The organism is Pseudomonas sp. MDT1-85, from assembly GCF_054898065.1.
The window spans coordinates 3,006,467-3,027,293 of sequence record NZ_CM142715.1 but is presented as its reverse complement, the minus strand read 5'-3'; the positions used below and the strand labels follow the sequence as shown (position 1 = coordinate 3,027,293).

The window sequence follows — 20,827 nt, the reverse complement described above, 5'->3', positions numbered from 1 at the left end:
GTTCAGAACGTCGCTTGCAGGTTGAAGTGCAGGCGCGATTCCTGTTTCGAGGTGTTCGGCCCTTCGAGCAGCGGGTAGCCCCAATCCACGCTGCCGGACAGCCATTTGCTCAAGCTCGCGCGGGTGCCCAGGCCGACACTGGCCAGGGCGTAATCGGCGTCCTGATCGGGGAGCTCGTCACGCAGGTACAACTGGGCGCCTTCGGCGAAGGCGTAGAAGCGCCACTCCTGGACGTAAGTGCCCAGGTACTTGGCGAGGGACGGCGTGCGCAACTCCTGGGACAACAGGTAACCGTCGTCACCGGTGCGCTCGGCAGCCAGATAACCGCGCACCGAAGTCGCGCCGCCGGCCGAGAATTGCTCGTTGGAAACCAACGGCCCGGACGCCAGCTGGAACGCGGCTTTGCTCGCGGTCTGCCAGTCGTTGCCGAAGGTAAAGGTGTAATTGCTGTCGCCCTTGAGCACGGCGAAGCTGGGGCTGGCGCGGTAGCGCTTGTAGTCGAAGTCTTCGTCGGAACTGCCGTAACCGAACAGGCTGCGAGTGCCGGCCACCAGACTCAGGCCAAGGCCCAATTGGGAATTTTCGGTGTAGCGAAAGCCGTTATAGGCGAAGGTGAACGGTGCGTATTGCAGCGGTACATTGTCGCTCTCGCCGGCCAGGGTCAGGCGCTCGTCGAAGTCTTTGAAGTCGATGCCGGCCGAAAACGAGTTGGACCAGTTGCCGTTGGACGGCAGCGTGTAAATCGCCGAGATCCCGTAGGAGTGCCCCTTGCCCAACACGTTGCTGCCGCCGATGGTCGCGACGTTGCTGTCGGACTGGTAACCGGACAGTTGCACGCTCCAGCGCTCGTTCAACGGCGCGGTGTAGGAACCGGACCAGACCTTGGCGTTGTCGGTGTCTTGGGGTGCGGTGAAATAGGTCAGCGAAATACTGTGACCCAGTTGCCAGAGGTTGTTGTAACCCAGGCTGGTAACGGCGCGCAGTTTCTCGGTGTCGGCGCTGTAATCGTTGTTCAGGCCCACGCTGGCCTGCCACGGGTTCTGGTCCTCGACCTGCAAGTCCACGTCCATGGTGCCGGGGCGCTGACCTTCACGCACCAGCGGCATCACCTGCCGGCCCGGGGTCTTGTTGAGTTGCGCCAGCTCACCCTGGACCTTGCTGAAGTCCGGCACTTCGCCTTCCTTCAGGGCCGGCACGTCTTCGCGGATGTCCACGGGCGAATAGTGTTTGGCGCCGACCACCCGCACCCGGCCGACTTTGGTTTCGCTGACCTGCAGATAGACGATGCCATCCTCGACCTTTTGCTCCGGCAACTCGACGAACACCGACTGATAACCACGGGCCTGATAAACCTTCTGCAAGGCTTCGCGGGCGCCTTCAATATCGTTCAGAGTCTTTTGCGGACCGAGAAACGGGTACACCGCTTCTTCGATCGCCCGAGCATCGAGCACAGTGTTACCGCGCACGAAGTATTCGTTCACATCGACCAACTTTGTCGGCGCCGCGGTTTCGGTGTCTTCGGCGAATACCGGCTGCACACCGGCCGCCACCAGCAGCCAGCCCCACAGCGCCAGCCGTGACTTGAAAAGATGCTCCACACCACCCCCTGAATTCGCAATGACCGTCGCTGTTTGCCCAGCGCTCGGCCCACTCAATTGCTTGCTGTCGATGTCGCGGCGTGTTTGCCCAGCCAGGTGTGCAGCAGCGCGAAGTTCAAGGAGAACTCGGGCATTTGCAGCAAGGCACCGCAGAACACTTCGCCAATGATTTTCTGGATCAGCTGCACCGCCCGCGGGTTGTTCAGCAGCGTGGCGATGTCGCGGCTCAATACGTTGAAGCTCCAGACCTTCTGGTTCAGGTCCAGGCCGACGAACCAGCGGAACAGCAGGTTGTAATTGAGCTGTTCGTAGAGTTGCTGCTCGCTGGGCACCGAATAGAGCAACTGCAGCAGCAGAATGTGCATGACCGTTTGCGGGGCGATGAGCATGCCGGGCTCGGCATTGAGGCCGTGCAGGATGTCGCGGTGCTCTTCGAGCAGGTCATCGATTTGTGGACGCAGCAGCACCAGTGAATGGCCTGGGGGAATGTAACTGGACACTTCTTTCAAGGCGCCCTGCCAGTCATCCTGGGACACGATCCAGACCCACGGCGCGCCGTAGCGATAGACCGAAACCGGCTTCTTGCGCGCGGCCTCGACGATCTTCGACAGGCGTTGATCGAGTTCTTGCATGCCCACTTTCGAGTAGCGTTCCATAGTCCCCATTGCCTCACTCCCGGCTTCCGCCCGCGACTTGTGAAAAGCGGCCTTGCGGCCCCTCAAGCGCGTTACATAGGCATGACCGGAATGGCCTGGTGCTACCGAACTTTTGTCATAAAAGCTTCATTTAGGAGGGGTTGAAGGTGGGATGTTTTGAGGTGGGAGACTGATGGACAGGATGTGGCGGGGAGTTGCACATGAGTGATTCGAAGAAATTGGAGCTACGACAAGCTCCATTGCTATAGAGCTTTAAGATCAAAAGATCGCAACCCTCGGCAGCTCCTACAGGTTCGGTGTTCGTCGCCATGTCGCGGTTGAACACAATCCCGGATTCGGTGTTCGCCGCCATACCGCGGTCGAACACAATTCCCTGTAGGAGCTGCCGAAGGCTGCGATCTTTTGATTTTGCTTTTTGCTGGCTATCCTCGCGGATCGAGGTTATCCAGCACCCGGTTCACCGCCAGCTCACCGAGCATGACCACCGATTGAATCCCCAACATCATGTTGCGATGTGGCATGTCCATCAATCCGGCGAACTCACTGAGCATCATGCTCGCCGACGCCAGGGATGCACAGGCATTGACCAGTAGGGTTTCGTTATCGACTTCGGCAACGACATGGTAAATGGTGCTGGGTTTGCGCTTGATGTCTTTGGGGATGGACGGCTTGAGGTAATGATCGAGGGCGCGGTCGGCGGCTTCGTTGAGTTTTTTGGAGTCGAGGGATTCGTACGGGGATGCCGGATCGGTTTCCGGTGGGTTGGGTGTTGGTTTGAACATGGTGAAACTCCTAATTGAAATGTAAGGAGCCTTCACCCTCGCTACCAAACGAAGGGTGGCGGCCATACGCGGGTTGGTAGACCGGCAACTAGGACCCGGCGCCCCCGAAGGAGCCCTGCGCATGGCCACCATAAAGCAGAGACCTGAACAGGCCTTCAAACGGTGCGCTATGCGACTAGTTAAACCGGGCTACCAAACCCGATCGCTGTTTTTCAGCGACAGGCAAACGATAGAGCCCGGCCCTTAGGCGCACAAGCCGGCGGATTCTGGCGCAGTCGTAGGCAACGGCGCAAGGATGTGTAGCCTGAGTGAGTATCTGGAAGTGTCGTTTAAACAGTGCTTGTTTAGCGGTCTGACACCGAGTCTTGTGGTGGCTGTATTGGCCTCATCGCGAGCAGGCTCGCTCCCACAGGGGGATCTCCTGTGTACTTACTTTTTGCGAACGCCGCAGATCAAATGTGGGAGCGGGCTTGCTCGCGAAAGCGGTCTGTCAGTCACTTCCCTATTGAATGTGCTGGCGTCTTCGCGAGCAAGCCCGCTCCCACAGTTGGACGGTGTACATCCGTCAGATTCGTAAAAAAAGGCGACCCAAAGGTCGCCCAAAATTACAACGAGAGTTCTATAGAGTAAGGCTGCCCCGCTCCTCCTCAGTCAGCCGCTGCCGCGCCGATTCATCCAGCGCCCCGGCCCCCAACACTTGCACCGGGCTGTTCGGGTTGTACCCGGCTTCCGGCGCCCGGCTCGCGCCATCGCGGGTCGGCGCCAGTTGCTCGGAGCCGAAACTCAACACCTGCACGGTAAACACCGACGCCTGATTCTGCCGCGACGCGGCCTGCTGCTGGCGCGCCACGTCCTCCGCCGCTTGCGTGGCCGACGACGCCGCGGAACTGGCCGAGGTGATCGCCCCGGTGTTCACCGACGCGGTCATTGGCACCCCGGTCGACTTGCCCTGGGTCTGAATGTTCGCCGCGTTCACTACCGTCAACGCCGCGATGTTCACATTGCCAGACACCCGAATCCCCGCCTCGCCAGCATCAATGGTGCCCAACGGTGCGATCAGGTCAATATCGCCGGGCGCCACTTCCGGAATCGGATTGAGCGTGGCGATCCCTGCCCCGGTGCTCGGCACCGACGGCGACAGGGTCACGTTGCCCCACGCGTCATACACGCGCTTGGGTGGCGTGTAGACCACAGTGGTTTTCGAACCGCGACCGGCGTTGATGTCGCCTTGCGCCGACCAGCCGAAGATCGAGCCGCCGAAGGTGGTCATGATCCGGCTCTGGCCAAGCAGGATGCTGGCCCTGGAATACAACTGAATATCCCCGGAACCCTGGGTGATCACCCCCGCCGTGGACGGTGGTGCCGCGCCCTCGATGCCGTAGACCTGCCGCCCGCCCGGTGTCAGCACCTGGATGTCGCCACCGAAATCGGTGTGGATACCGGCGCCACCGTACAGCGTCACGTCGCCGTCGTAGTTGATGGTGTTGCCGGCCACATCCTTCTCCGGGAACAACGCCGCGATCGCCTCGCGACCGCGCAGGTAACTGCCTTCGCGCACGCCGCCCACTTCGTTGTATTCACGGCCACCGGCCTTCAACTCAGCGAAGTAGATCTTGCGGGCAAACACCCGTTGTTGCTCGGCCGGTAACGCCGCGAACCAGGCGGCGACCTGATCGTCGTTACCGACGAACCCGAAGCGTTCGGTCAGCCACTGGGCCAGTTCGGCGCGGTAGTTCTTGATCGCGCCCTGCCCCAGATACCGGTTCAGCAAGCCTTGGTAATTCGGCCCTTGGGCACCGGCGCCGACCACCAGCGCAATCGATGCGCCACCGTCGTTGGCCGTGGAACGGGCATCGACATTGCCGATGCTGTTGAAACCACCTTCCTGATAAACATTGCCCACGCCCGAGCCGGCGCCGTACAAGTTGCGGCCGGCGGTCACTTCCAGCAAACCGGGGCCGGCGACGTTGAACGTACTCAGGCGAATGTCGCGCCCGGCGGAGACAACGGAAATATCATCGGCCCGGCTGTGGACGATCAGGTTGCCGGTGGATTGCCCTTCAGCGTTGCCACTGACTTCCGAGGGCACAAGGGTGTAGAGCCCCAAGGGTACGCCGGAATTGACGATATCCCGACCGGCCATCACCCGCAGCGGGCCACTGCCCTCATAGCGCACTTCGTTACCCGAAAGCGGATAGCGCAAGATCTCCCCCGTGCGCAAGCCGACGATGTCGCCATTGATGGCGTAGAAACGCACCGGTTGGCGATCCGGCCAGTCCCTGTTTGTGTAGGTATTAGCGCCAAAGGTGAACAGCGAGAAGCTATTGGCCTCATTGGACACATCCGCGCTGAAATTGCTATAGCCGCCCCCCGCAAATACCGGGTTGAACGGAGTGGGAATCCGCGCCGGATCCGCCCCGGATTGCGTCACCGCATAACCGCCGGCATAGATCGAATCGCCGGCAATCAGTTGCAGTTCGGCATTGACCGAGGGTGCGGTCATCAGCGAGTAAGTCGACGAGTCACCGCTAAGACCAGTTGCCGAAGTGCCGTAATACAGATTGCCATTGGCCGCCACCGCCCGCAGAATCGATGGATAGAACATGCGACCGCCCGTGCGGGGGGTGTTCAGGCTCGGGTTGGCCTCAGTCTTCAAGAAGAACGGCGTCAGGTTGCCGCCGGCACTGAATAGATCGATCGCGGTGTTCGGCGTCCACAACGAGAAGCCGCTGTAACCGCCCCCGTTTTGGTGAGTACCCGATGCATCGGTGTAGCCCGTAGAGTTCTTCATCTCCAGGCGACCAGGGTCACCCACACCATCGAGCACCAGATCGCCGCGGCTGTTGAACTGCACACCGGTATCACCGGCCACCACTGTCATACCACCTTGTGCAGAGGCCAGGGTCGAGGCATAGGCGTCATAGGCCCGGGATTCTTTAGGGTCCTGGTACACGCTATTGCTACCGTAGCGCAGGTCCAGCGCACCCACGGCGCCGGCCTGCAATTGCAGCGCACCGCGCAGGTTGACCAGGGTGCCCTTGAGGTCGGCGGTTGAACCGTTGACAGCGGCCAGGGCCGGCGCCGATGGGTTCAGCCGTCCACCGATGCGCACTTGCATGTCACCGCCGCCGGTCAAGACCAGGCTGCCATCACTGGCTACCCGACCAGTGCCGCCCACAGCCAGAGTGATGCCCTGGCTACGCTGCACAATCGATTGATTTGTCGAACCGCTATAACTCAATAGACCCGCATCACCGGCGGCACTGACATCAAGATTACCGCCGCCCAGCGTACCGATACCGGTAAAGCCCACCAGCGCCGGGTCACCGCTGGGTTGTGCGACAAAGGTGCCGTAGTTGATCCACCAGGCCGTCGGAACATCCGAACCGTTGCCCATGCCTTGGCGCCACAACCAGTTACCTACTGCCGCGGACCCAAACTGGGGACGGATACCCGTTTCGTCATTCTTGCGCCCGAGTGTGTCGCCCTGCAGTTGCCCACCTGCATTCAACCGCAGGTTTCCGCCCTGCTCCGGATACCAGGCCTGGTAGTTCGCGCCCTGGGTCAGGAATTCGTAAGCACTGGCATCGGCACCCAATACGCCATTGGCCCCGTGACCGCGGGCTTGTTGATACGGATCACTGCCACCGCTGGCGAGCGAAGCCGACTGAGTGCCCGCCGTGTACACGCCGAACAGCGATTGCATGTTGAAATCGCCGGCGCTGAGCAGGTCGAGGTCGCCGGTACCGGTGCGCAGTACGCTGAACAGTTGGGTTTGCGGGGTCACTTTGGTGGTTGGTCCCGGCGCTGGTTCTTCAGGCACAACGACCGCGACACAGGAGTCAGGAAAAACCTCGCACCAGAACAGTTCCTCCGGCAGGATCGGGGTGCCCTCGGGGTACTGCAGATAGTTGTCCGGCCCCCAGACCAGCACCGTCTTGGGTGGAGCCGGCAGACAAGAACCGGGGAAGACTTCACACCAGAAAAGCTCTTCCGGCAGGATCGGGGTGCCCTCGGGGTATCCCAGATAGTTGTCCGGCCCCCAGACCAGTCCGGTGCCTGGCGTGACACCGCCAATCAGTTCACGCTTGGCCATGTAATGCCCATCCGCCAGTCGCAAATGACCTTCGCTGCCATCCACCCGCGTAAGGCGAGTATCCGCCGCCTGGGTATCGGCACCGGCCACCAAACGCATCGACCACGACAACGAACCGTCCGGCAGCAGGGTCGCCACCGCCCAATTGCTGCCCTGCTGGCCATTGACCTTGGGGCGCAATTCGATCAGGTCCGTGCCGGCGGCCAGTTTCACGTCGGTTTCTGCCGGGATCAGACCACCGACAGGCAGGACGTTCACACCCGACTGCACCAGACCGGTATCTGGCAAGGCCACGCCTTTGGGCCACACGCCGTCCTTCACCGCCACCGCCACACTGAAGCGGCTGCCAGCGTCCAGGCGCGTCTCGGCCGGCAAGGTCACCGCCACCTTCAGTAACGTCCCGGCGGCATACAGCACGTTGCCATTGCTGTCGCGCACAGCGGCGCTGAGCAAGGTGCCAGCGGCCAGATTCAGCGGGGTTTCCAGCACCAAAGCGTTGGGCAGCAGCGTGCCCGCATCGAGGGTCATGGCCTTGAACGGCAAGTCATAGTTGAGCACGCTGCCAGCCGGGTACTGGGTGCCGTCGGCCAGTTCCACGCCACTGCGCGGCACCACCAGATCAGCGCCGAACGGCTGCTTGCCGGGGATCAACAGCCAGCCATTGATATCGGTACGCTGGGTGACATCCGCCGGGTCAGGCGGCATGAAACCGTCGGTGACACTGCCGAAAACATCCAGGTTGCCACCGGCGCGAATCACCAGGCTACCCGGTTCGCCGGAACCGTAGACACCGGTTTGCTGACTGTGGGGATTAAGGCTGGCATAGCGATAACCGGAGAGGTCGATATCACCGGAAATCACCATGTCGCCATCAGGCGTCGCGCTGACAATTTGCACGCCGGGTCGCAGATGGAACGCGTCGGCGTAAGTGGCGTTGTTCAGCCCGGCGAGTTTGCCATTGAGCAGCCCCATATTGACCCGCGCCGCGTTGATGAAGTTTGTGCTGTCGCCGTGTTTCTCATCGAGGTAGGCCTGGTTGATCTCCTGATATGGCTTGCCATCGGCCCCCACGCCAGTGCCGGGCGATGCATCGCTGTAGCGTTGCACCGCGTTGAGCACAATCGAACGCGCACCCTGAATGTTCAATGGACCTCGGGCGTCGATGTCGATGTCACCCGCGATCGCTCCACCCAGGCGCCGAGCATTGAGTTCGAGGGTGCCACGCATCTTGCCGTCATTTTGACCCGGCGCGGTACCGGAAGCGGCATCCGTGCCGTGACGCAGGTCGATCCGCGCGCCGCTGGCCAATACCAGCGGACCGTCCTGCGCCGTCAGTTCGACCGACGCACGGTTCGGCGAGTCGATGATCTTGCCGTAACTGTCCACCCGCAGTTGCGTGCCGTGGGCATCCAGCACAGCGTTGTTGGCCAGGGTCAACCCGGTCTTGCCCGCCAGACGAATGCTGCCCACCTGACGACCGCTGGCATCGACGGTGCCGGCGACCGTAAGGCTGCCGCTGTCCACCGACACGTTGATTTCATTGGCCTTGAGTTCATTGCCAATCACCAGGTCACCGCGCTTGAGCTGGAAGCTGCGCGAGCCGAACACCTGGTCGCGGTTCAGACGCTGGTTGAGCGCGGCGAAATCACCGACGCTTTGCGCACGGATGTCCACCCCGCCCGCCGCGTAAGGCACCAGCGTGCCGCCAGCGTTGTAATCACCGCTGGCGCTGCCGAGGATTTGCCCTTGCAAGTCCACCAGACCTGCCGCCGCGTTCAACGCATAGGCACTCAACAGCCCGGCGTTGTTGTTGCGCGCACTCAAATCGATGACCGACCCGGCAGCCTGGCGAATATTGCCGACCTCGCTCTTGAGGATCAGGTCGCCGCCCCAGCTGTACTTGACGACATCGTTGAACGTCAGCTTGCGACCGGCCAGATCCAGCTGAGCAGCGTCACCCAGGGTCAGGTCTCCGCGGCTGGCCAGGGTCAGCTTGCCGCTCGGCAATTGGAAGGTGCTGTTGATGTACAGGTTCTGGCCTTCAAGGGCCAGTTCCGCCCCCAGCGCCGACGCATCGACGGCCCCAGCGCCAACTCCGGCAGTCCCCGACACGGTGATCGCTCCGCCGGCCTTGATGCGGTTGATCGAACCGGCTTCACCGGTCCACAGCGGCGTGTTGACCTGCAGGTTGCCGCCGCTATAGGTAAAACCGCTGCCGGCGACGTAATTGCCTTGTGCCTGATACACACGCAAGCCGCCAGTATGGTTGGCGGTGATGCGCTGGGTCGCGGTGAGATTGACTTGGTTGAACCCCAGGGTCAGACGCTGGCGGTCGTCGTTGTTGTTGGCCTGGCTGCTCGGGCCGTAACCAAACTCCAGGGTATCGACCAGAATATCCAGCAGGCCACTGCCGGTGCCCGCGCCATTGGCAATCGGTGCGGCAGGTGATGTCGTGGTGCCGCTCCACACCAGAGTGCCGGTGCGAATCGTCGCCCGGTCACCCGCCGCGCCATAGCCATAGATAGCCGGTGTGCCGAGCACCAGGCGCTGCAAGCGCGACTGGCCGTTCTGGTCGAACGTGTTGAGCGCTACGCTGTCGTAGAAGTTCACCGAATCCCGGGCGTTGAGCACCAGGTTTTCCAAGGCCGGCGCGCCTTTGCTGGTGTCACCGCGCAACAGCCGGTCGAGCACTTGCTGGTTGAGCGTCAGGCCTTGGGGCAAGGCATTGCGCAGCTGCGCGGCGGCCAAGGCCTGGGCCGAACCGATGTTGACCCCCCCCACCGCCAGGATCAGGTTACGGGTACCGAAGCGTACCGACTCATCCAGGCTGAAGGTGTTGTCGGTGGCCACGGTGATCGAGCCTTCCGAATACAGTTCGGTGGTGCCGGTGCAGGCCAGCGATGGACACAGGCCGATTCGTACCGGGCTGGGGCCACTAAAGTCACTCTCCGTCGCAGTCGGCGGCAGCATGTCCAACCAGCCATTCGATACCGCTAACAAGCCATTCTGGCCAGGGTCATAAATGAAGCCGCTGCGTGAATCGTAAGGTGCCTTACCCTGCCCCAAGGTATTAATGCCCGCGCCCTGCTCGATAACGATGCCATCCGCATTTTTACCGTTCGCCACCAAGATCACTTCCCCGGCCCTGAGCGTCGCCCCCTGACGCAAGTAAATATTCTGCAACATGGCATTGAAGCTCACCAGATTGCCGCCCTGACCGTATTGCACGCCAGGCAACGCGCCAATGGCCAGCCGAGGCGCCTTGAGCGCATTCAATTCGCTGTCGTAGATCGACGACCCAACGAACCCCTGTGTAGCTGCCTGCCCTACCGCCAACACTTCAAGATTACCGTTGTTGTTAATCACTCCAACGGCGCCGCCCAGCCCGTCCTTGCCTGGTGTGAAATCGGCTTGCCCCTTGAAACTGAAGGTTTGCGATGGATCAGCACTCGCACCTTCGACGAAACCAAGCAACAAGGTCTTGCCGTCAGCCTCGATCATCGGCCGTGGCACCCCCTTGAGCGCGGCGTCCGCCTTGGCAAACGCAGCGTAGCCGGTTTCGTTGTACTGCGAGTAACGCCGCAGCACATCGCCCGAAGTGACGATCAACTGGCTGGACAGCGGCTCGGCAATCCCGGTATTGGCGATCGACAAACGCCCCGAGGTGGCCCACGAACCGTTGCGCATGGCCAAACTCTTGCTCAGGGCGCCGGCACTGGCCAAGCCATTGAGCTCGACGCGGAATGCGCCGGGCAGCAACGCATAACTGGCAGGCATCAAGGTGTAGGTGCCGGCCGGCAACCCCGGCACCCCGGCATCGAGGGTAATGCGCTGGCCGATTACCGGATCCTTCACCCCGCTCTCGCCCGCCAGAGGTGCGTAAGCCGACGCATTACCCGGCACGATGGCGTACACCGGGTTGGTCGACAGCCCCGGCAAGGTAAAGCGGCCATCCACAGCGTTTTGCACCAGCGGATTGTAACGGGCGTCCGTGGAACCACCGCGCCCGGAGATAAACCCGGCGCCAGTCAACTCGCCACCACCGGACAGGTCCAGTACAGCGTCCGGTTGCACATCGACACGCGGGCTTTTCAGTGAAATGCCCGTCGTCAGGATGCTGTTTACACTGCCACCCACGCCGGTCAACTCAACCGTCTTGCCGTTGTACTGATAGGTCAAGCCATCGATCGTGCCGCCGTAAGGCATCAGCAAGCCCTCGCCACTGACCGAGGTCAGGCTGCCGGGCAGGAACGACAGGTTCTGCAGTACATTTCGGTCAATGCCAAAGGTCAGCAGGCCGAACGGCGCGCGAACGACCCCGCCTTGCTGGATGCTGCCGCCATCGAAGCTCAACTGTCCAAACGCCGAATAGGGCACGGCCGGCAAGGTGTCGGTGCTGCGCCCGATGGTCAGGGTCGACTCGGTGGTGGTCTGGACTCTCGCGTTGGCCCCGGTGACCGGGTAAAGCTGTGCCGCCAACAGGTCAAGATCGGCGTTGCTTCGCAGGAGTGTCACGCCACCGGCGTTGAGCGCCGTCGCACCGAGAAAGCGCAGATCCCCGTCACTGCGCAAGGTGGTTTGCGCGAACCCTCGGCGATCGACCAAAACGTCAGGCTCCTGATTTTGCTTCAGCGAACCGTGGGCGCCGAAGGTGACCTCATCGCGCACCTCCATCAGATCGGCGCTTAACTGCAATTGCGCCTGGCTGTCCTGGGTGGACAAGCCACCTTTCACCGTCGGACGGGTGGCGATATCCGTCCCTCTGGCCGTTGCACCGGCCAGACGCAAATAAGGTGCCTGCAACGACACACGGCTGTTACCGGCGGCGTTTTCCGCCAGCGCCAGTGAGCCGGCGTGCAGGCTCAGGCTTTGTTTGAGGCTCAGGTTCACATCACCGTCAAACGACAGGATGCCGTTGCTCAACAGCGACAGGTTGTCGAAACCGCCCGTGATAATACGCGCCACATCCAGTCGTCCCTGCCCATAGGCCAGCGGCGCCGATGGATCGGCCGCAGCACCTGGCCCTTGCGACAGGATCAACTCCCGTGGCGCGCGCACCGCGTTATCGATCGTGCTATTGAGGTACAGCCCGCTTTCCAGCGCCACCGACAAGCTGCCGCCTGCCGCACCCGCGCCACCCGAGGCCGCGCTGAGCTGGCCATCGATAATCAGACCATTGTTGGAACTCAAGGCAATCTTGCCGCCAGCACCGGCAATCGACCGCGCGCCCTCGTCACGGATATCCAGTTGCGCCTGGGCACCGTTGGCCAGCAGTCGCGAGCCCTGCTCCAGCACCACGAACAGGTCCGGCGCCTTGGCTGTGCCTTGGTCGGTGTTGATTTCGCTGCCGATGACAATGCTGCCGCCCGCCCCCACGCGGCCATAACGCCGCCCCTGGAAATCGATCGCCGTCACTGCCCGTGCCGACACATCGATCAGGCCGCTACTACCCACGCGGATCGAGCGTTGATGCGCCGCTTCGTCCAGTCCTGTCTCAATAATCTTCGGGTTGAGCTGGCTCAAGCTCACCGACCCACCCCAGGCATTGAGCTGACCGTTGACGGTCAACTGGCCGATACTGGCGAGGTTCAACGCCTGCCCCGGATCGACGCTCAGCACCGCGCCCTCTTCGATCGTCAGGCTGACGTTCGGTCGGTCGGTCAATGGCGACAGCAAGGTACCGGCGTTCAGGCTCAGGTTCGCGCCGCCGCGTTGGGTCAGCACGCCTTTGATCGGATCTTCCTGGTATTGCTCGGGCGTCCAGACCTCCAGCAATTGCCCGGTCGACAGGCTGCCGTTGCCCTGCACGTCCGGGCGCAGGCGATACACCGGGCGGGTGACATCAACCTGCGTACCTGCGAGCACCGTCAGGCCCTGGTTGCCGGCGATTCGGTACTGGCCAAAACCCTTGGTGAAAAAATCCGCCGCCAACACCAGCATGCTGTCATCCACCGTGTCCAGCGGTCGACCGATTTGCACCTTGCCGGCCTGAACATCCAGGGTGCCGGCACCGTCGACGCCGTAACCCAGCAGCTCGGCGCCAATCAACAACTGGCCGCTGGAACCGGCGCTGTTGGCGTTCGCCGCCAGGGTGATATCGCCACCGCGACCGCCGAGCAATTTGTTGTTGCTGAGCAAGGTCGCGCCTGCCGACACGTCAATCAGGCTACCCTGCTGCAACAGCATGTCATCGCTGCTGCGAAGCGACACCGTGCCACCGGCGCGATACGCCACGCCGTCGCTGTCCACTTCACTCAACGATTGATTGCGCCACAGGCCACTGGCATCCAGATTGACCCCCTTGGCTATCACCACTGCTGCACGGCTGCCCGTCGGCGCACTCAACAGCGTGTCTTCGATCTTGCTCAGATTCAGTTGATTGAGCACATTGCCCACACGGATGCTGCCGCTGCGGGCAGTCAGGTCGGCATTCACCTCAATGCGCGGGCCATACAGGGTGATGTCACCACCGGGGGTCACTTGCAGGGCGCCATCGACCGCGATCCGGTCCTTGGCCGCCACTTTGATCGCACCCAATTCGAAGTCGTTGAGCAGGCGGCTGTTCAGCGACAGACTGCCCTCACGGGCGGCGGTTACGGCGTCGTTCAGGCCGATGGATTCGCTATCCGGACCTTGTTCGTCGCTCAGTGTGACCTTGTCCAGCACCGCACCCAATTGATAGTTCAGGGTGCCGGCACTTTGCAGGTAACGCGGCACGTAGCTGCCGATAGCCAATAACGCGTTACGGGCGGCGCTGTTCTGGGTTTGCTGGTAACCATCGAGCCCGGCCACCGGCGCCTGGGTCTGGCGGTCGCCCTGGAAGGTCTTGCCCACCAACTCGCCTTCGAGCACCGCGTTGTTCGTTGCGACCACCAGTTGCCCGGCATCACGACCCACGCTGTAGCCATTTTCGTATCGCTGACGCGGAGCAATCAGCGGGTTGTAGAAATAGTCGGTCTGCCCCCAGCGTTCACTGTGGTCTTCATAGCCTTTATAGACGCCGGTGTAGAGCAAATCACCGGGAGCCCTGGACACTTCATACAACCGACCATTAGCGCCCTTGAGCCAGCTCTGCCGGACATATCCGCCTTGCACATCGAGGGTGCCGCCGGACAGATTGATCTGCGAGCCTTGTTGGGTCACCAGGTCATTGCCGGTAAAGGTCAGGCTGCCACCTTGGGCCATCCATTCGCCGATGCTGTGATTGCGGGTGCCAAGGTAGCCACCGACTTCCAGCAAGCCGCCGGCGGTGTACCAACGGTCCGTGGCATAGCCGTTGACCCCGGCCGCCACATGCACCAGGTCGCGCACGTCGACCCAGACGTCGGTGCTATTAAGCGCACCGCCCTCGCGGTTGCCCGAGGCATCACGCTGTTCGTTGCCCTGGATGTTGACCTTGATGCTGTTGGATTCCATCGCCACTTTCACGCCGACGGCACCGGACACGTCGATGATCGCCCCATCGCGCACCAGGCTGCGCTTGCCGGCACTGATTGCGACCTGACCGCCGGTGGCCAGAGTGATCGAACCGCTCTGAAAATCCACCGTGCCGCCGCTGACGACTTCTACTCGCGACTGGTCGGTGCGGTCACTGACTTTGCCGAGGTTGTCGAAACGCCCTGTGGCGTTGTTCGGCAATACACCGTTGAGGTTGTTGATTGCCGCCTGACGCTGGCTGTCCAGCGCCAAAGCGCCTTGCTCCAGCAAGAGGGTGCTGACGCTGCCCTGACCCAACGTCACGCTGCCGGTGGCATCGCTGGCGGCGTTGAGCAAATGAATACTGCCGCGATTGTCCACTGAGGTGCTGGCCAACAGCACGCCGCTTTGCTGGATCTGATGCCCGGTAAGGGTGATGTCGCCGGTCGATGCCTGAATGATCCCGCTGTTGACCACCGTACCGGCGGCGCTGCCAATCTTGAGGCTGGTCGCGACTTCGTTACCACGGGTAGTCGATTGCTGGTTACCTTCGGTGCCGGCGCCACGGCGGATATAGAAGCTGTCGCCCGCCGCCAGGGTGGTCTGGCCCTTGGCGGTGACGAGGGCGCCGTCATTGCGCACTTCACTGCCGAGCAACAAGGCATAGCCACCGGACTGCGTTGATGAACCGGCCGGCAGGGTTTGCAGCACGGCACCGCGTTGCACTTCGATCTTGCCGAACGCATCGCTGAAGGTCGGCTGGGTGCCGTTCTGGTCGACGTACAAACCGTTTTTGCTGAACTGATCATCACTGATGGTCGCGGCAGCGGCCACCAGGTTGCGCACGTTGACCTGGCTGCTGCCGCTGAACACGATGCCGTTGCGGTTGACCACCATCACCGTGCCTGGCGCGTTGATCTGACCGGCAATCACACTGGCACGGGCGTTTGGATCATTGACCCGGTTGAGCACGGCCCAGTTCGCCTGCTGGCCGAACTCGACCGTGGTATCACGTCCAACGTTGAAGGTTTCCCAGTTGAGGATCGCCTTGTCGGCCGTCTGCTCAATGCGCACGGTGGTCTTGCCACCGGACTGGCTCGGTAGCGGCTTATTGGCATTGGTCCAGCCACGGGTCAGCGGATTTTCATCGACCTTCAGGCCGCCATCGCCCATTCCGTTGGGCACGCTCTGCGGCTGGCCCAGGGCAAACTGGCGTCCGGCGGCTTGCGCAGCCTGTTGCGCGGCAATCGCCGCCACAGTGTTGTTGAGGTTGTCTATCGAACGCTGCAACTGCTGATTGACCCGCTGCTGCTGGGCCAACGGCGGCGGCGAACCCGGCACCGAACTACCCGGACGCGCAGCCCCACTGTTCAGAGCCGCGCCCTTGGCGGCGAACCAACTGGAACTGAACGCCGTGGCGGCCTCGGCACTGCCTGCGATCATCAACAACGCAATGGCCTGGGCCAGCGGTTTCAAGCGCAACAGCGTGTGGTCCATCGAGCGCACAGGGGCATTCAGATCAGGCGTGGTTTTACCGCAAGGCATCACTACTCTTCCTTTTACTAATTCCAGGAATCGGCTGCTGCAACAACTGGCGTTGCTGATATGGAGTAAGGCAGTTGGCGTGGGCCGGGACTGAACGCTTGTCATGCAAAGTTCATATAGCTGGGGTAAGGCCCAGCCCTACAGACTTAGAAGCACCCAGTGACGAGAGGGTTTGCACTGATGCCAGTCACTCAAGGTACGAAACCTGTGGGAGCGAGCCTGCTCGCGATGACGGCAGTACTTTCAGCATCAATGTGGACTGACCTGACGCTATCGCGAGCAGGCTCGCTCCCACATTAGGTTCTGCGCTTTTCAGAGGTTGACGCGGCGCACAAAAAAATCGGCAGCGCCCTACAGGCCGCTGCCGATCGTTATTGCCTTCGCCGGTACCCGCGCAAAGTGACTTCAAACGCTTGCCTTACGGACGACCTTTACCGTTGCAGACGCTGACGTTAGCGATGGCGGTGCCTTCGCCGTAGGCGTCATCCAGGAAGACTTTCTTGATTTCGCCAGCCAGGTTGGTCGGCGTCGCGGCGGTGCCTGGCACTACAGCGAAGGCGTGCGCGTTGATGGTGGAGTTTTTGGTGCCGGTGTAGAGGCTGGTCAGGAAGTTGCGAACAGCCGTTGCGTCGGCGGCCGTGGTGTAGCACTGACCGACCAGGAAGTTGGTGTAACCCACGATTGGGTACTGATTGGTACCGGTCGGTACAGCGGTGCCGCCGGTGCCGAACGTCGGAACCCATTTCAGTGGGTTTGCCCGATCAGCCAGTGTCGCTGGCACAGGGGCCGTACCCAGAGCGGAAGTGGTGTTGGGCAGGGTTGGCAGCGGTGCAGTGCCCGCAGCCACGGCGAGTTTGCTGACACGAGCCACTACGGTGTTGCTGATAGGCGCAGGGATGAAGTCCGGGCTGACATAACCGATGGTGCCATCGACCGCGTTGACAGCCGTCAGAACGTCACCGCTACCGGCCACTGCTTGCCAGGTGCCAGGTTCGGTGCCGATGTTGGCGGTGGTGAAGGTGCTGCTGACGGAGAACTTGGTCGGGCAGGAATCGTTGAGGAAACGTGCGAACAGCTCAGTGGTGCCGCTGCTGCCGGAACGATAGATGATCTTGATCGGCGTGGCGTCAGTAGTACCGAGCAATTGACCCCAGGTGGTTTTGGTGCCGGAGAACGCATCGCACAACTGCGCAGCGGTCAGCTGCAGGTTGGTGGTGCCCGATTTTTTGTACGGGATGGTGACTGACGTACCGACCGACGGGATCTGGATCAGTTTGCCGTAGGTTGCACCAAAAGCTGTGTTGTAGTTGGTGAGTTCGGTAGAACTGAGCACCGAGTCGCTGCCGGCGAAATCCACCGGAGTACCGGCAGGTTGACCGATCGAGGCTGGAGCGTTGGTCAGGAACGCAGTCTTGCCAGCACCGCTACCAACACCGGTGTAGCTAAAGTCAGTTGGCAACAAACGTGGCAGTGGCGAAGCACCGTTGTAGAGTTTTTCCGGCAGCGTTGCACCGCCACCCACAACGGCAGCCATGGATTGGGCCGAGGCCAGTGCGGCAACAGCCAACGAGGCTGCGATCATAGTGCGCTTAAACATGAAGAAGCTCCTTTCGTCGTGTTCGTACGTTGAGTGATTTGCTCGTGTATGACGCCATGGCGCTCGCTCCATCGCCTTGATCCAGACGGCTTGTTGGCTGAGGCCATGGGGTAGAAATTCGCAGTTTCCGGTGACAGAGAAAGGAAAAAACCTCGGGAGGTGCGGGCCGTTTTTACGGCGAATTCTCGGGTGTTTGGAGGTGTTGGCGGGGGCGTCTGGCTCGGGGGTTTGGCAGGATGGGTCGAGGGTGGGCTGGAGGGCTTGATTTGTGGTTGTACATGACAGAACGACGAACCCGAGGATGATAGGATTGGGGCTCGGGTGAGGCGTGGATCAGTGGAAAACAATTCAAGAAATTGTTGTCAGGGAGTCAGTCTTCGCGAGCAGGCTCGCTCCCACATTTGATCTTCGGTGTGACTGGGAGCGCCGATCTGAAGATGCTTCACTGCACCAACTGATTGATCTCGATAATCGGCAACAGCACCGCCATGACGATCACCAGCACCACCGCGCCCATGACCACGATCATCAATGGCTCCAGCAACGCGGTCATGCCCATGGCCCGGCGTTCGATGTCGCGGGACAGGGTTTGCGCGGCGCGTTCGAGCATTGGCGGCAAAGTGCCGGTTTTCTCGCCGCTGGCAATCAGGTGGATCAGCACCGGCGGAAAGACTTTCTCGACCCGCAACGCGGCGGCCAGGTTAACGCCCTCGCGAACCTTGGCCGTGGCATCGCTGACGCTCAGGCTCAAGCGGTCGTTGGACAAAGTCTGGCGCGCCGCTTCCAGCGCACGCAACAACGGCACTCCGGCGCCGCCGAGAATCGCCAGGGTCGAGGCAAAACGCGCGGTGTTCAGCCCCAGTACGAATCGCCCGAACAAAGGCAAACGCAGGATCCGGCTATGCCAGCTCAAACGCGCCGCCGGGTTGCGCAAATACAGGCGCCAGCCCCAGAAACCGCCCGCCATCGCACTGAAACACAACCAGCCCCAGCCGCGAATGAAGTCACTGGCATTGAGCATCGCCAAGGTCAGCCCCGGCAGATCTTGCCGTGCCTGGGAAAACGCACTGACCACCTGCGGCACCACGTAGCTGAGCAGAAAGATCACAATGGCAATCGACACCAGCCCCACCACGCCCGGATAAATAAACGCCGTGAGAATCTTGCCCCGCAGGTTATTGCGCTCTTCGATGTAATCGGCCAGCCGCTCCATGACCTGGGCCAGGTCACCGGATTCCTCGCCCGCCGCGATCAACGCCCGATAGATCTCTGGAAAGTCCCGTGGCCGGGCCGCCAACGCTTCGGCCAGGCGCATGCCGCCACGCACATCGGCACGCACCGCGCTCAAGGTCTGGGCGATGTGCTTGCGTTCGGCTTGCTCCACCGTTGCGCTCAACGCGGCTTCCAGCGGCAGGCTCGCACCCAACAGACTCGCCAGTTGCCGAGTGGCCCAGGCCAGGTCGTTGTCCGAGAGTTTGGCGCTGAACAGTCCGCTGCCACCGCCCGCCGGCGTGTTGCTCTCGATCTGCACCAACAACGCCGTCAGGCCACGGCTGCGCAATACCCCGAACGCCGCGCTCTGGCTGTCGGCTTCCAGATAGCCGGCCTCGATCTTGCCATTGGCGTCGGCGGCTTCAAAACGGTAGCGGTTCATCAGGCGTCCCGTGTCACACGAAGAATTTCTTCCGGCGCGGTGGCACCGCTGCGAACCCAGCGCTCGCCGTCTTCACGCATGCTGAACATCCCCGCCGTGCGGGCGGCGGCTCTCAAGGCCTGCTCGCCGGCGCCCTGATGGATCAGCGTGCGGATGTCATCGTCGATGCAGAACAGTTCGTGAATGCCGGTACGACCGCTGTAGCCGGTGTGGTTGCACGCGGCACAACCGACCGGGCGCCAGCTTCCGGGCGCGGCCGGGTCTTCCTGTTTGCAGTGCTGACACAGCCGTCGCACCAGGCGTTGAGCAAGCACTCCGAGCATTGATGACGCCAGCAGAAACGGTTCGACGCCCATGTCGATCAGCCGGTTTACCGCCGACACCGCGTCGTTGGTGTGCAGGGTCGCCAGCACCAAGTGTCCGGTGAGCGAGGCCTGAACGGCAATTTGAGCGGTTTCGAGATCGCGGATTTCGCCGATCATGATGATGTCCGGGTCTTGCCGCAAAATCGCCCGCAGCGCCAGGGCGAAGGTCATGTCGATCTTGGCGTTGACCTGAATCTGGCTGATGCCCGGCAAGTCGTATTCCACCGGATCCTCAACCGTGAGGATGTTGCTGGTGCTGGCGTCCAGCCGTGCCAGGGCTGCATAGAGGCTGGTGGTTTTGCCGCTGCCGGTGGGGCCGGTGACCAGCACGATGCCGTGGGGTTGGCGGATCAGGTTGTCGAGTTTGGCCAGCACCTGTGGGTCCATGCCCAGGGTTTCCAGTTGCAGGCGCCCGGCCTGTTTGTCCAGCAGGCGCATCACCACTCGTTCGCCATGGCCCGTCGGTACCGTGGAGACGCGAATGTCGATCGGCCGCCCGGCCACGCGCAAGGCAATCCGGCCATCCTGGGGCAGGCGTTTTTCGGCGATGTCGAGTTGCGCCATGATCTTGATCCGCGACACCAAAGCGCCGTGCAATGCCTTGCGCGGCGACACCACATCCCGCAGCGTGCCGTCGACCCGATAGCGCACCACCGAATGGCTTTCATAGGGTTCGATGTGAATGTCGCTGGCCTCATCCCGCGCCGCTTGCGTGAGCAAGGCGTTGATCATACGGATTACCGGCGCGCCGTCCTGAGTGTCCAGCAGGTCGGTGATTTCCGGGATGTCCTGCATCAGCCGGTCTAGATCGACTTCGTTTTCCGCCGCGCCGACCACCGCCGCCGCGCTGCCGGTGTCGGCGTAGGCACTGGCGAGCAAGCCGTCGAGTTCTTCGTCGCGCACCCGCTCCAGCCGCGCCGGGCCAAACTGGCGCCGCACCTCACTGATCGACCAGCCCGGCGTCGACGGGCACACCGTCAACACCGCGCCCTCCTCACCGGTGCGCAGCAGAATCCGTTGGGCCTTGGCCCAGGCGTAGGGCAATGCGTTCATGAGCAGGCCTCCTTGGTCCCGAATCCGCAAGATTTTCCTGTAGCAGCTGGCGAAGCCTGCGTTCG

Annotated in this window: 7 protein-coding genes; all 7 read right to left on the bottom strand. The window is 61.9% G+C overall.

Annotation, left to right across the window (positions count from 1 at the left end; translation table 11 throughout):
* Positions 1 to 2: 2 nt before the first annotated feature.
* Entirely contained in the window at positions 3 to 1,598 is a 1,596-nt protein-coding gene (locus ACYZT2_RS13660) for a ShlB/FhaC/HecB family hemolysin secretion/activation protein (protein WP_461972873.1), read from the bottom strand.
* Between the two features lie 53 nt (positions 1,599 to 1,651).
* The gene (locus ACYZT2_RS13655; RefSeq protein ID WP_105342128.1) at positions 1,652 to 2,263 is read right to left on the bottom strand and encodes a transposase; all 612 of its coding nucleotides are present in this window, start codon (positions 2,261 to 2,263) and stop codon (positions 1,652 to 1,654) included.
* 413 nt (positions 2,264 to 2,676) lie between these two features.
* The gene (locus ACYZT2_RS13650; protein ID WP_461972870.1) at positions 2,677 to 3,036 is read right to left on the bottom strand and encodes a DUF6124 family protein; all 360 of its coding nucleotides are present in this window, start codon (positions 3,034 to 3,036) and stop codon (positions 2,677 to 2,679) included.
* 619 nt (positions 3,037 to 3,655) lie between these two features.
* Positions 3,656 to 16,093, bottom strand: coding sequence for a filamentous haemagglutinin family protein (locus ACYZT2_RS13645; protein WP_461972868.1), 12,438 nt, complete (start codon positions 16,091 to 16,093; stop codon positions 3,656 to 3,658).
* Positions 16,094 to 16,511: 418 nt separating this feature from the next.
* Positions 16,512 to 17,690: a substrate-binding domain-containing protein gene (locus ACYZT2_RS13640; RefSeq protein WP_461972866.1), complete on the bottom strand. Its 1,179-nt coding sequence runs from the start codon at positions 17,688 to 17,690 to the stop codon at positions 16,512 to 16,514.
* A gap of 442 nt (positions 17,691 to 18,132) precedes the next feature.
* A complete protein-coding gene (gene gspF / locus ACYZT2_RS13635) occupies positions 18,133 to 19,344 on the bottom strand; it encodes a type II secretion system inner membrane protein GspF (RefSeq protein ID WP_461972864.1) in 1,212 nt (403 codons plus the stop codon).
* Positions 19,344 to 20,762 carry a type II secretion system ATPase GspE gene (gene gspE, locus ACYZT2_RS13630; RefSeq protein ID WP_461972862.1) on the bottom strand — a complete coding sequence of 473 codons (1,419 nt, stop codon included), beginning with the start codon at positions 20,760 to 20,762 and terminating at the stop codon, positions 19,344 to 19,346. Before gspE ends, gspF begins: the two co-directional genes overlap by 1 nt.
* Positions 20,763 to 20,827: the final 65 nt, after the last annotated feature.